We start from the raw sequence: 12,148 nt of genomic DNA on the forward strand, positions 1-12,148 counted from the left end.
TCGCTCACACCCGCCCCACCGGCGGCCATCCCGCCCCCTCGCGCGCCCCCTGTGCGCAGTCGACTGCGCACCGTACGCGATGGTCGGCCAGCTGCGGCAGTCCAACCGGTACCCCGGGGACGCACACCGGGAGCACACACACTCTTTACCAAGCGTTTGCCTGGGTTGTCCGAAATCAATTTGCCTACAGCAACCAACCATCCGTATGGTTGCCTTAAGCAACAAGTACCTGGGGTGCAGATGGCCGAACGCAGTCAGTACGAGGAGCTGGCCCGGCAGATCAGCGCCATCGGCGCCGTCAAGCGAGAGATGGCGCGCGGCCTCCCCCCGGAGTGCCCACCCGCCTCGGCGGCCGTCCTGACCCTCCTGGACAAGCACGGGGAGATGCGCACCAGCAGACTGGCCGAGCTGATGGCGATCGACATGTCGGTCACCAGCAGGCACGTCACCCACGTCGCCGACCGCGGCTGGATCGAGCGCCGCCCCGATCCGCAGGACGGCAGGTCCCGGCTGCTGCGGATCAGCGAGAGCGGTGAACGGTTCCTCGCGGACCTCACCGCGCATCTCGTCGAGGCATTCGCCTCCCACCTGCAGGACTGGAGCGACGAGGACGTCGCCCGGCTCAACACCCTGCTCGGCAGGCTCCGTACCAGCTTCGGGGACTGCCGCGCCCGCGGTGGGACGCCCCACGAGACCACACCGACCGCACCACTGAGTTAGAAGGACGCCGAATGGCAACAACCCGATCCCAGCCGCCGGCTGGAGGGTCCCGCGACGCCGCGCCGGGAGCCGGCGGTGGGGCCCGGCACGCGGCGCACGCCGCGTCGTCCGGCCGCATCCAGACCGCCGGAGCCGAGTCGGCCGCGGCGGCGGACACCACCGGGACGGCAGCGGAGCGCACGGCACCGATGACGCACCGGCAGATCATGGAGGCGCTCTCCGGGCTGCTGCTCGGCATGTTCGTCGCCATCCTGTCGTCGACGATCGTCTCCACGGCACTACCCAAGATCATCTCTGATCTGAACGGCAGCCAGAGCTCCTACACCTGGGTCGTGACCGCGTCGCTGCTGGCGATGACCGCGTCGACCCCGCTCTGGGGCAAACTGGCCGACCTCACCAGCAAGAAGCTGCTGGTGCAGATAGCCCTGGTCGTCTTCGTGCTGGCCTCGGCCGGAGCCGGCCTGTCGCAGAACCCGGGAACGCTGATCTCCTTCCGGGTCGCGCAGGGCATCGGCATGGGCGGGCTCTCGGCCCTCGCCCAGATCATCATGGCCGCGATGATCTCCCCCCGGGAGCGCGGCCGCTACAGCGGCTACCTCGGCGCCACCTTCGCGATCGCCACCGTCGGCGGCCCGCTGCTCGGCGGCGTGATCACCGACACGAGCTGGCTCGGCTGGCGCTGGTGCTTCTACGTCGGCGTCCCGTTCGCCGTCATCGCGCTGATCGTCCTGCAGAAGACCCTGCACCTGCCCGTCGTCAAGCGGCCGGGCGTCAAGGTGGACTGGGCGGGCGCGTTCTTCATCGCCGCCGCCGCCTCGACCCTGCTGCTGTGGGTCACCTTCGCCGGGGACAAGTACGACTGGCTGTCCTGGCAGACCTACACGATGGTCGGCGGATCGATCCTGCTGGGCCTGATCTTCGTACTCGTCGAGTCGAAGGCCAAGGAGCCCATCATCCCGCTGCGGCTGTTCCGCAACAGCACCATCACGCTGGCCGCGGTCGCCTCGCTCTTCGTCGGTATCGCGATGTTCGGCGCGACGGTCTTCCTCAGCCAGTACTTCCAGCTCGCCCGGGGGAAGTCCCCCACGATGGCGGGCGTCATGACGATCCCGATGATCGGCGGGCTGTTCGTCTCCACCACCGTCTCCGGGCAGATCATCACCCGGACGGGCAAGTGGAAGAAGTTCCTCATCTCCGGCGGCGTGCTGATGGCGGCGGGCATGGGCCTGCTGGGCACACTGCGGTACGACACCGAGTACTGGCACATGGCGATCTTCATGGCGCTGCTCGGCCTCGGCGTCGGCATGATGATGCAGAACCTGGTGCTCGCCACCCAGAACCAGGTGGCGGTCAACGACCTCGGGGCCGCAAGCTCCACGGTCAACTTCTTCCGTTCCCTGGGCGGCGCGGTCGGCGTCTCGGCCCTCGGCGCCGTGCTCTCCAACCGGATCACCCACTACATCGAGGACGGCTTCACCAAGCTCGGCATCAAGCCGGGCGGCGGCGCCACCGGCGGTGGCGGCAGTGCCCTGCCGGACCTGGACGAGCTGCCCCCGCCGGTCCGTACCGTCGTCGAGAGCGCCTACGGGCACGGCATCGGTGACATCTACCTGTACGCCGCGCCGGTCGCACTGCTGGCGCTGGTGTGTGTGCTGTTCATCCGGGAGGTGCCGCTGCGGACCACGTCCGCGCAGCAGGCGAGCGAGGACGAGGACACCGCCGCGGCGGTGGAACACCCCACCGACGCGGTCGCGGACCCGGCCGGGGCGGTCGAGGTCCCCCTTCCGGCCGCGGCGATGGCCGCGACGGCCCGCGGAGACGCGTCATCCGGCACCGCCGCGCCGCAGGACTCCGCGGCGGCCGCCCCCGCCTGGGCACCGTCGGGCGCCGCGTCGTCGGGGACGTCGGGGACGTCGGGGGCCGACACCCAGCAGCTCAGGGAGTACGCGGCCATGGCCACAGCACAATCCCCGGCACCGATGCCGACCAGCGGCTACGGCGTCTACGGCACCGTCCGCAACGCGGAGGGCATCGGCGTCGCCCGTGCGGCCGTCACCCTGATCTCGCTCAGCGGGCGCCAACTCGGCCGCTCCGTCGCCCACGCGGACGGGTCCTACGGCCTGGACGCGCCCGGAGCCGGCTCCTACGTGCTGATCGCGGCCGCCGACGGCCACCAGCCGCAGGCGTCAACGGTCGTGGTCGGCGAGGAACCGCTCAGCCACGACCTGCTGCTCTCGGGCACCAGCGGCCTCTCGGGCCAGGTCCGCGGCCGGGCCGACGGCGCCCCCGTGCAGGGCGCGATGGTCGTCGTCACGGATGTCCGCGGCGAGGTGCTCGCCACGGGCGTCACCGGCGAGACAGGCGAGTACCGGTTCGACGAACTGGTCACCGGCAGCTTCACCGTCGCCGTGAACGCACCCGGCCACCGGCCCACCGCGCTCCCGGTCGAGGTGCAGAGCCAGGGCACCACCCGGCTGGACGTCGACCTGGCCGCGGGCGCCCGGGTGACCGGCACCGTGCGCGCCGGGAGCGCGCGCAGGCCGCTGCCCGACGCGCGGGTCACGCTCGTCGACGCGGCGGGCAACGTCATCGCCACGTCCACCACCGGTGAGGACGGTGCCTACGCCTTCTCCGACCTGGACGCGGGCGACTACTCGGTCATTGCCGGCGGCTACCCGCCCCAGGCGAACGCCCTGCACGTGACCGGGCCCGGAGTGGACGCATACGACATCGAGTTGCACCACCCGGACGAATGACCCCCCGGTCCTGGCGGCGCGTGACACGAGCGGAGCACGCACCGCCGGGTCCGGTTCGGGGAAGGGCCCCGGCGGCCCGGATCAGCGCACTGCGCGAGCGCGGGCAAGGGACGGCCCGCCGCTGGGACGCCGGGGCCCGTCATCCATGAGGCCGTTGAGACTGTGAAGCCGAGAGGTCAGGGGCCATGAGGCCATGAGGCCAGGGTCCGTCGACGCCCGAAGGGCCATGGTGAACGACACCGGGGAACCGGCGTGTACGTCGCCGGGGCCCGCCGTCGCAGGTGAGAGAGAGCTGGGAGAAAGATGACAGGCGGGGCAGACGGAGCGGACCCCGGTGCGGCCGACGGCGTCACCGGCAACGGGGCCGAGGACCGAACCGGGGCCGGGGCCGCGAGTGGCGGCCTACGAGCCCGGGTGCGCACCCGGGACGGATGGGCGGTGCAGCACGCGGTGCTGACCGTCACCGACATGACGGGTGCCCAGGTGCTGCGCGTCGAGGCCGACGAACAGGGCGTCGTGCGCAGCGGGCAGCCGCTGCCGCAGGGCGCGTACACGGTCATCGCCACCGCCGTGGGCTACGCGCCGGCCGCCTCCACGGCGATGGTCACCGCCTCCGGGCGCGCGGACCTGGGCGCCCTGGTACTGGCCCGGCAGGGCGGTGCCGAGCTGCCCCCACCGGGCCCGTGGACCCTCGACCCGATGCACTCCACGGTGGCGGCGAGCGCGCAGCACCTGGGGATGACCAGCGTGCACGGCCGCTTCACCGAGTTCGGCGGTCGTATCGAGATCGCGCAGGACCCGGAGAAGTCGTCCGTGGAAGCCGTCATCAAAGCGGAGTCCATCAACACCGGCAACGCCATGCGCGACCAGCACCTGCGCTCGGGCGACTTCCTCGACATCGAGAACCACCCGGACATCACCTACCGGAGCACCGGCATCGACGCGGCCGGACCGGACCGGTGGACGGTGCACGGCCGTCTCGAGATGCACGGCGTCGTGCGCGAGGTGGACCTGGACCTCAGCTACCTGGGCAGCGGCCCCGACCCCTGGGGCGGCCGGCGCGCCGCCTTCCGCGCCACGGCCGAACTGCGGCGCTCGGACTTCGCGATGAACTACAACCAGGTCGTCGCCGCCGGAATCGCCGCCGTCGGAACCACGCTGAAGGTGGACCTGGACATCCAGGCGGTACAAGGGGAATCGCTGCCGTTCTGAGGCCGTTGCCCGGTCTGGGGAGGCACCGAGGGCGGTCCCCCGGCTCTCGGCGCCCGCACTCGGATCAGCGGTCCTCGGGAGCCGGGGGCTGGGGCGGAATCACGGGCGCGGCCCGGTCCTGCGGGGCCGGGCCGCGCCCGTGCCGTGCCATGGCCTCGATACCCGCGATCACGCAGTCCAGCGCGACACCGAAATCCCGCTGCTCCACCGGGCGCACGGCCTCTCCGCGTACGCCCGTGCCGCACTCCGCGTACTCGGGGCGCGCACCGACCGTGGAGCGCAGCGCATCGACGCAGTCCTGCGAGCTGACGCCCGCCTCGCTGCACCGGCGCTGCCAACTGGCATCCACGGCGGCGTGCCCGTAGACGAACGAGAACAGCGCCGCCAGCGCCCCGTCCGCCTGCTGCTCGGGCAGCCCGGAGCGCAGCAGCACGCGACGCACGCCCAGTTGGAAGGACATCGCGCTCGGCCCGACGTTCAGGAAGCTGCCCAGCGTCCCCGACGCCCACGGGTGGCGGTGCAGCAGTCCGCGCAGCGCGTAGGCCGACTGCCGCAACTGCTCGCGCCAGTCCGCCCCCGCAGCGTCCGCGTCCGGCACCTCCAGCTCTCCCTCGACGGCATCCAGCGCGAGTTCGAGCAGGTCGTCCTTGCGGTCCACGTACCAGTACACGGACATCGCGGTGACGCCCAAGTGGGCCGCCAGGCGGCGCATGGAGAATTTCGCCAGCCCTGCGGTGTCCAGCAGTCGTACGGCAGCCGCCGTGATCTTCTCCCGGTCCAGCCCCTCGGTCTGGCCGCTCCCGGTGGCTCTGCGGCGGCTCTCCGTCCGTTCCTCCAGCCACACGCTGGTCCTGCGCATCCGGCTCGTGCGGCTGCCGTCACTCATGGCACGCGCTCCTTGGGGGGCCGGCTCCGCGGGCCGGTCGGAAGACGGAACGGGGCGGCAACGGCCGAGACCAGCACGGACCGTCACCCCTCGATGTTAATCCGTATCCAACCCTTCATCCGTCTTCGGCGACCGGAACGCCGGTATGACGGACTCGCCGGGTTTGAAGACATAGCCCGCCCCGCGCCGCGTGTGGATCAGCGGCTCCCCGCCCGTGTCGATCTTCCGTCGCACATACGAGATGTAGATCTCGACCAGGTTGACCCGGCGGCCCACGTCGTAGTTCCACACTCGGTCGAGGATCTGCGCCTTGCTGAGCACTCTCCCCGGGTTGCGCATCAAGAAGCGCAGCAACTCGAACTCCGTCGCGGTCAGCCGGATCCACGCCCCACCGCGCCACGCCCTGCGGTTCTCCTCGTCCAGCGCCAGATCCCCGACGACGAGCATCCGCGCCGACTCCCGCGGGGGCGCTTGGTCCCGCGGGGGCGCGTGCGTACGCGGGGCGGTCCGCTGCCGCGGGATGCCGGGCTCCCGCGGGGCATGTCGCTCCCGCGGAGCACGTCCGGCCCCCGGAGGCGCCCCCTCGGAGCACCCGGCTCCCTCCGCCCGCGCCTGCTTCCTCGTCCCGGCCCGCTGCGGTGCCGGTACCTGCACCGGCACCGGCACCGCACTCGCTCCACTCCGCATCATGGGTTCACCCTCGGACGCCGGAGTGAGAGGGAGCTTGCCGCCGTATGTGAATTGCCTGAGAAACACTTGGGCCCGGCCGCTCAGCCGCCCGGCCGGGGAGGGGAGAAGTGAGTGTCGTACCCCGGCCCTACATTCCTCCTATGAGGCCCGAGATCCTGGAGAAACTGGACCGGTTCCGTCAGGAGGCGCTCGCGCGCGATGTGCCGCCCGCCGACGTGGAGCGGTGGCTGGCGACCGCGCGTCCGTGCGCGACACTGTCACCGCACGTGGACGGACCCGTCGTGGGCCGCTTCGGCGGTCCGCTGACGCTTCCCGTCAGCACCACCGGTCCGGAGAACCTGGACGAGATGCACCTCATCGCGTCCCTGGACCTTGCCGCGCTCCCCGCGGACGCGACCCGCCTCCCGCTGCCGCACGAGGGCCGGCTCCTGCTGTGCGCCCATCCCGATGCGCTGGACACACACGGCACAGCGATACACCTCCCCGCCGACACGCCCGTGGAGGAACGTCACGTGGAACGCGGCCACAGCGCGGGCGACGTGTTCGCCGAACTGGACGCACAGTTGCTCCGCATGGGAGAGCTGCGGTTGCGCCACGACGTCTCCCTGCCGGACCACGACTCGCTCGTCGATCCCGCCGAACATCCACACGCCGGGGCCCTTCGCGAGGCATGGCGCCAGGTGCGGGGCGCGGATCTGCACCTCACCAAGTGGTCGCAGATACAGCTCGACGGGTACGCCACGGACGAGTACGGCGAACTGGACCCCGTCCAGGCCGCAGCCCGTGCGGCGGCAGCGGACCACCCAGAGCATGTCGAAGTCGCGCGGCCGGAGGACTGGGTGCTCCTGGCCCAGTGGCACCCTGACATCGACGGCTGGGAGAGCGCGGTGGTCCACTGGTCCATCGCCAGGCAGGACGTGGCCACCCGCCGCTTCGACCGGACGGACGTCTCCATGTTCTTCGCCCCCTGACAGCCCGCCCGCCGCGCCCGCCGCGCCCGCCCGTCTGCCCGTCTGCCCGTCTGCCCGTCTGCCATACGACGCCAGAGAGTCCCCCTCGCCCGCCCAGCCGGGCCCGCGGCACACCCAGCCGACGCACGACCGCCCGCGCCCCGCAGTTGCCCACAGTTGCCCACACCGCCGGACGCCCTGCCCACGGGCCGGAGCACGCCCCAGGGGCCAGGCTTCGCGCTGCTCATTCCCCTGCCTCGAGTTCCGCCCACACGACCTTCCCCCACCGCCGCTCGTCCGCGCCCCAGCCGACCGCAAGCTCCCCCACGAGCGCGAGCCCCCGCCCGCCTTCGTCCCCCTCGCCCACCTCGCGTGCCACGGGCCGCGCCCGGGAGAAGTCCGCAACGGCAACCCGCACCGACCGCACGCCGGTCCGCTCCACCACCACACGGATCGACTCACGCCGAGCATGCTGCACTGCGTTGGCCACCAGTTCGGAGACGACCAAGGCGGCGTCGTCGGCCAACTCGTCCAGACCCCAGCAAGAGAGAGCTGTGTATGTCAGACGCCGCGCGGTCGCGGCGCTCGAGAGCGCGCGCGACAGCGTCCGGCTGTAACCGGGGTGCCCGGCCTGGCGGGCCCACGTCGTGGAGTGCGGCATGTCGGTCTTCTTCCTCGGATCGGCCCGGCGCTGTCCGTTCAGGCAATCGGGGGAAGCGATGGGGCGGAGGAGCCAACCAGGGGGCCAGGGAGGGGCCACACTGATTACGGAAGGGAGCCCGTCATGAGCAACACCTCGGCGCGGCGGCGCGAATTCGGCGCCTACCTCGCCTGCCTGCGGCGGCACTCCGGCCGATCCCAGCGGCAGTTCGCCGCTGCACTGTGCGCTGTGTTCGGTGCCCAATCGATCACACGCCACGAAGTCTCCCGGTGGGAGCGCGGGGAACGCGTCCCGGATGCGTGGCTTTCCGCCTTGGCCCAGGTACTCGGGACGCCGCTGCATGAGCTGGAGCAGGCAGCCGCCTACGCGCGAGGCGATGGTCAGGCCGCTCTCCCCGGAGTGGCGAGCACCCTGGCGAATCTACTGCCCGGCGGAATGGACGTGTTGGAGCCGCTGACCACCCCTTGCGGCCGACGGATCGGCGCCACCACAGTGGCCGCCCTGGCAGCTCGGGTGCACGGCCTCCGGCTCGCGGACGATGTGCTGTCCGGCGGAGACCTCATCGTCCCCGCCTTCCGCGAACTGCGCGCCGCCATCCGGCTGTACCGCGAGTCCGAGCACTCCGAGGAAACCGGGCGCGGCTTGCTGGTGCAGATCGGAGAGTTGGGCCAGATCGCCGGATGGATCGCCTCGGACGCCGGTCGCGGCAAGGACGCGGAACGCGCCTACCGACTCGGCATCTCGGCCGCTCGCCAGGCCGACGATGCCGTGCTGGTGGCACAGCTCGCGGGCAGCCTCGGCTACCACCTGTCGAACAGCGACCGGCCCCGGGAGGGGCTGGAACTGTCGAGGGCGGCCCTGGCAGAAGCCGGACAGAATGCTCCGGCAGCGACACGTGCCCTGTTCCTGGACCGCGTGGCGTGGGCGCACACGCGCGTCGGCGAATCACAGCCGGCCCTGCGAGCGCTCGGCCAGGCACATGCTGCCCTGGATTCCACCAACAGCCCTCCCGCGCCCTCGTGGGCGTACTGGGTGAACCGCGAGGAACTGGAGGTCATGGACGCCCGGGTGTTCACCGAGCTGCGGCGTCCACTGCGCGCGGTGCCCCTGCTCCGGGACGTGCTGGGACGTTACGAAGCCACGCACGCCCGGGAGGTCGCCCTCTACCGGTCGTGGCTGGCCGTGGCTCTCGCCGACGCGAACGAGCCCGAGCAGGCCGCCGAAGAGGCCCGCCGGGTAATCGACACCTCCGGCGACCTCTCTTCGGAACGCACGGCACAGCGCGCGCGGACGGTACTCCACCGGCTGAAGGAACACGAGAACGTGCCCGAAGCCCGCGAGGTACTGGCCGACCATGGACACCTGCTGCTCAGCCAGCCGTGAGCGGCAGGTGTGAGCGAAACCCGGGCGGGTCGCATGTTCGAGCTGTCGGGTACGCGCTGACGGCTGACCCGCTCGCCGCACTTCGCTGCCGCATGACACATGAAAGAGCCCCGCTTCGATGATCCGGAGCGGGGCTCTCGCTTGCTGCGCGCTCGGCAGGATTCGAACCTGCAACCTTCTGATCCGTAGGTTCGGGCAGGGCCCTGGTAGGGGCTGTGGTCGCCTCCCCGGACGGTGCTTGTGGTGGGGCGCTGATGGGCGCTGTGTGTCGTCGTTGATGTCAGCGCTGATGTCATGAGCTGAGGTGATCAGCCCAGGTAGGGCCGCTCGCGGTGCTCCAGGAAGTGGCCGATCCTGAGCCGCTGAGTGTGGTGCATCGGGAGTTGATCGATCTCTCCCGGCATCACGAACCGCATGTCCTTCGACTCGTCCGAGATTGCGAGGCGTCCACCGACCACACGGGCGGTGAAGCAGACGTTGAACTGTCGTCTTACCTCGCCATCCGTGTACGCGATCACGTGCCGGGGGTCGGTGTAGGTGCCCACGAGGCCGGTGATCTCCACGTCCAAGCCGGTCTCTTCCTTCACCTCCCGGACGGCCGCCCCTGGGAGTGAATCGGTCATCTCCATGCCACCGCCGGGCAGCGCCCACAGGTCGTTGTCCCGACGACGCTGGAGCAGAATGCGGCCCTCGTCGTCGGTGACCACGGCGGACGCAGCAACGACCAGACTGTTGGGCTCCGGCGCTGTCGGGTCGTCGTAGTACTCGGTCCGTGCCATGGTCACCCTTCTCGTACCGGTGTCGCGGTCTCCCATACCGCGTCAAAACTCTCGGCATAGGTGTCGAACATGCCGCCCTTGCCGCTACGCCGAAGATGCCACACGGGGGCGCCGTAGGCGTTCACGCCCCAGACATGAGCATTGACCAGCGCTTCATCGTCCGCGCGGTAGATCGAGTTGTAGAGCGTCGTGGCGTGCGTCCGCACCTCGATGCCGGGAGCCCCGACAAGAGGCCGGTAGTGCATGAGGGCCAGGCGGCAGCGGGACTCGATCCCGTGGCCGAACCACTCTTCCTCGCCGCGCTGCCGGACGTTCGTACTTTCGGAGTCGCCGACTGCGATGCGGACTGTGCAGCCCTCGGCGGCTCGCTCCTGCAACAGATCGTTCAGGCGTGGGTACGCCTCATGCAGAAAGACGGCGGCATACACCAGCACATCGATGCGCTCGCGAGCCTGTTTCAGCATGTCCACGATGGCGGACACGGGGATGTCCGCCCGCTGGTCGTACAGGGCCACCAACTCCGGGCTGACAGCGCGGGCGGGCCGTGCCTGGCGCAGTACGGGCCATAGAGCATGCACGTCTTCTCCTAGCATCTCGGCGGCTGCAACGGCGGTTGACCGGCGGGGAGTACGCCCGAGGTTGACCCAACGCTCGACCGATTTGGGGTCGACTTCGACCTTGTGGGCAAGGGACGCATACGTCCAGCCACCGGCCGCCATAGCAGCACGGAGCCTCTCGTTCGGCATCTGAGTCTCTCCCTGGGTCCGGGGACGGCACTAGGGACGTTTTACACGACGCGGGACGTCCCAAAGTGGGGTTGGTCTGCGGTTCCTACGTCCTGGCGGGCTACTGGAGGCTCCTGCCCATGGGTACCGAGAGGACGACGGGTCTCCCCACGAACATCAACGTCGGGGACATCAAAGGGACTATCAGCACGGCGCTGGCCGAGCGGTCGGCGCCGCCCCCGTACGAAGAGCTGTGCTGTTTGCACGAGGCCGTGTTGAGGCACATCGAGGCGCTCTTGCCGTTGGCGACCAAGCAGATCGACGGACTCTGGCGGGGCTCCACCGAGTGGTACCAGAAGGTCACCACACTCGATGCGATCAGGTACGAGGTCGGCGAAGGGCTCGGCTCGGGGCTGCTAACCGCAACACGCCATGTGCAGACCCTGGGATACAGGCTGCGGTTCCTCCTGGAGAACTCCGGGCTGCTGCCGGACAGGGGCGAGTCCGACGCTGCGAAATCCGGCCCCTCCGCCGGTAGCTGAGGGGAGTTAGCCCCAACAACCGCATACGAAACCGGACCACCCTCGATCCTTGGCCAGGCGAAGGGTGGTCCGGTGGAGAGTCCCAGTTCAGGACCCTGGTGCCGATGGTACCGGGGCGTTCGTCGTGCTCTCGCACGGTGCCTCGGCCAGTTGAACGCAGCGCGCCCAGAGAGGACTTGAACCATGCGAGCCACTACGGGGGTCGAGCATGAAGGCGGGATTGCCCCGGACTGTCGTACGGGTCTCCCTGATGCCTCAAGTGGGGAAGGTCAGCCACGACGGCGGGAGAGGCGTCCGAGCACCGGCACGTGTTCTCCCCAGCCACCCACCTACCTCAACCACACCTTCCTGTCCTCGATCTTTGACCCGCAGACGCCTTCGCGGAGCCTCAGCCGGCCACTTCGGGGCCGCGGGACCGGCCCGCAGACCGCAGCGAGACTTGGCGCCGCACCACGGGCCTTGTCGGCGTGGGCCACACCTGCCCCACCTGGTCGGGCGGCATCGTGCGCCTGGTCGTCCTCGTGCTCACCGGTGTTGAGTGGCCTGCCGAATGCGGCCGGAGGCAGACGTTTCATGCCGGACGGCTGGGTGGCTGGGCGGTTCTGCGCGCTGAGCGGGGCGGGGCCGACGCGAGCGGGGCGGAGACAGGAGCGGGCGGCGGCCACGGGCCGCCAGCGCGCGCGGGCCGCGCCAGCGGCCCGCCTTGATCCAGTAAGGAAACTCTGAACAGCTCCGGCCCTGAGGGCTTCTGTCCGGTCTCGGTAGATGCTTGACACTTCGGTCCCAGCTGATGGCTGACGGTGGCCGTGTTCGGTTTTGCTGTGCGCGTCGTTGCGGTGCGTGT

At 70.5% G+C, this 12,148-nt stretch carries 10 protein-coding genes and 1 pseudogene; 6 read left to right on the top strand and 5 right to left on the bottom strand.

Annotated elements, in window-relative coordinates; genetic code table 11:
- The first annotated feature begins 240 nt into the window (after positions 1 to 240).
- From ACFYNS_RS25075 to ACFYNS_RS25085, 3 genes are all read left to right on the top strand, one after another.
- Complete coding sequence (locus ACFYNS_RS25075) at positions 241 to 720, top strand: MarR family transcriptional regulator (protein WP_360293255.1); 480 nt, start codon at positions 241 to 243, stop codon at positions 718 to 720.
- Positions 721 to 731: 11 nt separating this feature from the next.
- Positions 732 to 3,476, top strand: a complete 2,745-nt coding sequence (locus tag ACFYNS_RS25080; protein WP_388605192.1) for an MFS transporter — start codon at positions 732 to 734, stop codon at positions 3,474 to 3,476.
- Positions 3,477 to 3,779: 303 nt separating this feature from the next.
- Positions 3,780 to 4,688 (top strand): YceI family protein, encoded by a 909-nt coding sequence (locus tag ACFYNS_RS25085; protein ID WP_388605194.1) that lies wholly within the window; start codon positions 3,780 to 3,782, stop codon positions 4,686 to 4,688.
- 64 nt (positions 4,689 to 4,752) lie between these two features.
- Here ACFYNS_RS25085 and ACFYNS_RS25090 read toward each other — a convergent pair whose 3' ends face one another.
- Complete coding sequence (locus ACFYNS_RS25090; RefSeq protein WP_388605196.1) at positions 4,753 to 5,574, bottom strand: TetR/AcrR family transcriptional regulator; 822 nt, start codon at positions 5,572 to 5,574, stop codon at positions 4,753 to 4,755.
- Positions 5,575 to 5,670: 96 nt separating this feature from the next.
- A pseudogene (locus ACFYNS_RS25095) lies at positions 5,671 to 6,054 on the bottom strand (winged helix-turn-helix domain-containing protein); the annotation flags it as partial.
- Between the two features lie 350 nt (positions 6,055 to 6,404).
- Here ACFYNS_RS25095 and ACFYNS_RS25100 point away from each other — a divergent pair.
- On the top strand, positions 6,405 to 7,235 hold the full coding sequence (locus tag ACFYNS_RS25100) for a DUF1963 domain-containing protein (RefSeq protein ID WP_360293263.1): 831 nt from the start codon (positions 6,405 to 6,407) through the stop codon (positions 7,233 to 7,235).
- Positions 7,236 to 7,458: 223 nt separating this feature from the next.
- On the opposite strand, the gene ACFYNS_RS25105 is transcribed toward ACFYNS_RS25100, so the two are convergent.
- Positions 7,459 to 7,875 (bottom strand): ATP-binding protein, encoded by a 417-nt coding sequence (locus ACFYNS_RS25105; RefSeq protein ID WP_388605197.1) that lies wholly within the window; start codon positions 7,873 to 7,875, stop codon positions 7,459 to 7,461.
- Positions 7,876 to 7,998: 123 nt separating this feature from the next.
- Here ACFYNS_RS25105 and ACFYNS_RS25110 point away from each other — a divergent pair, with 123 nt between their 5' ends.
- Positions 7,999 to 9,258 (top strand): helix-turn-helix transcriptional regulator, encoded by a 1,260-nt coding sequence (locus ACFYNS_RS25110; RefSeq protein WP_360293269.1) that lies wholly within the window; start codon positions 7,999 to 8,001, stop codon positions 9,256 to 9,258.
- A 308-nt stretch (positions 9,259 to 9,566) separates the two neighbouring features.
- Here ACFYNS_RS25110 and ACFYNS_RS25115 read toward each other — a convergent pair whose 3' ends face one another.
- Together ACFYNS_RS25115 and ACFYNS_RS25120 are read right to left on the bottom strand one after the other, a co-directional pair.
- Positions 9,567 to 10,037, bottom strand: a complete 471-nt coding sequence (locus tag ACFYNS_RS25115) for an NUDIX domain-containing protein (RefSeq protein ID WP_388605199.1) — start codon at positions 10,035 to 10,037, stop codon at positions 9,567 to 9,569.
- A gap of 2 nt (positions 10,038 to 10,039) precedes the next feature.
- The gene (locus tag ACFYNS_RS25120) at positions 10,040 to 10,783 is read right to left on the bottom strand and encodes an XRE family transcriptional regulator (RefSeq protein WP_360293274.1); all 744 of its coding nucleotides are present in this window, start codon (positions 10,781 to 10,783) and stop codon (positions 10,040 to 10,042) included.
- 119 nt (positions 10,784 to 10,902) lie between these two features.
- On the opposite strand from ACFYNS_RS25120, the gene ACFYNS_RS25125 reads away from it, so the two are divergent.
- Positions 10,903 to 11,304 carry a DUF6415 family natural product biosynthesis protein gene (locus tag ACFYNS_RS25125; RefSeq protein ID WP_360293277.1) on the top strand — a complete coding sequence of 134 codons (402 nt, stop codon included), beginning with the start codon at positions 10,903 to 10,905 and terminating at the stop codon, positions 11,302 to 11,304.
- The last annotated feature ends 844 nt before the right edge of the window (positions 11,305 to 12,148 follow it).

Source organism: Streptomyces sp. NPDC006925 (assembly GCF_042869575.1).
Lineage (GTDB): Bacteria > Actinomycetota > Actinomycetes > Streptomycetales > Streptomycetaceae > Streptomyces.

Excerpts from the sequence above, each read along its gene's own strand:
- ACFYNS_RS25075 (WP_360293255.1), top strand. The coding sequence starts at position 241 with ATGGCCGAACGCAGTCAGTACGAGGAGCTGGCCCGGCAGATCAGCGCC.
- ACFYNS_RS25080 (WP_388605192.1), top strand. The coding sequence starts at position 732 with ATGGCAACAACCCGATCCCAGCCGCCGGCTGGAGGGTCCCGCGACGCC.
- ACFYNS_RS25085 (WP_388605194.1), top strand. The coding sequence starts at position 3,780 with ATGACAGGCGGGGCAGACGGAGCGGACCCCGGTGCGGCCGACGGCGTC.
- ACFYNS_RS25090 (WP_388605196.1), bottom strand. The coding sequence starts at position 5,574 with ATGAGTGACGGCAGCCGCACGAGCCGGATGCGCAGGACCAGCGTGTGG.
- ACFYNS_RS25100 (WP_360293263.1), top strand. The coding sequence starts at position 6,405 with ATGAGGCCCGAGATCCTGGAGAAACTGGACCGGTTCCGTCAGGAGGCG.
- ACFYNS_RS25105 (WP_388605197.1), bottom strand. The coding sequence starts at position 7,875 with ATGCCGCACTCCACGACGTGGGCCCGCCAGGCCGGGCACCCCGGTTAC.
- ACFYNS_RS25110 (WP_360293269.1), top strand. The coding sequence starts at position 7,999 with ATGAGCAACACCTCGGCGCGGCGGCGCGAATTCGGCGCCTACCTCGCC.
- ACFYNS_RS25115 (WP_388605199.1), bottom strand. The coding sequence starts at position 10,037 with ATGGCACGGACCGAGTACTACGACGACCCGACAGCGCCGGAGCCCAAC.
- ACFYNS_RS25120 (WP_360293274.1), bottom strand. The coding sequence starts at position 10,783 with ATGCCGAACGAGAGGCTCCGTGCTGCTATGGCGGCCGGTGGCTGGACG.
- ACFYNS_RS25125 (WP_360293277.1), top strand. The coding sequence starts at position 10,903 with ATGGGTACCGAGAGGACGACGGGTCTCCCCACGAACATCAACGTCGGG.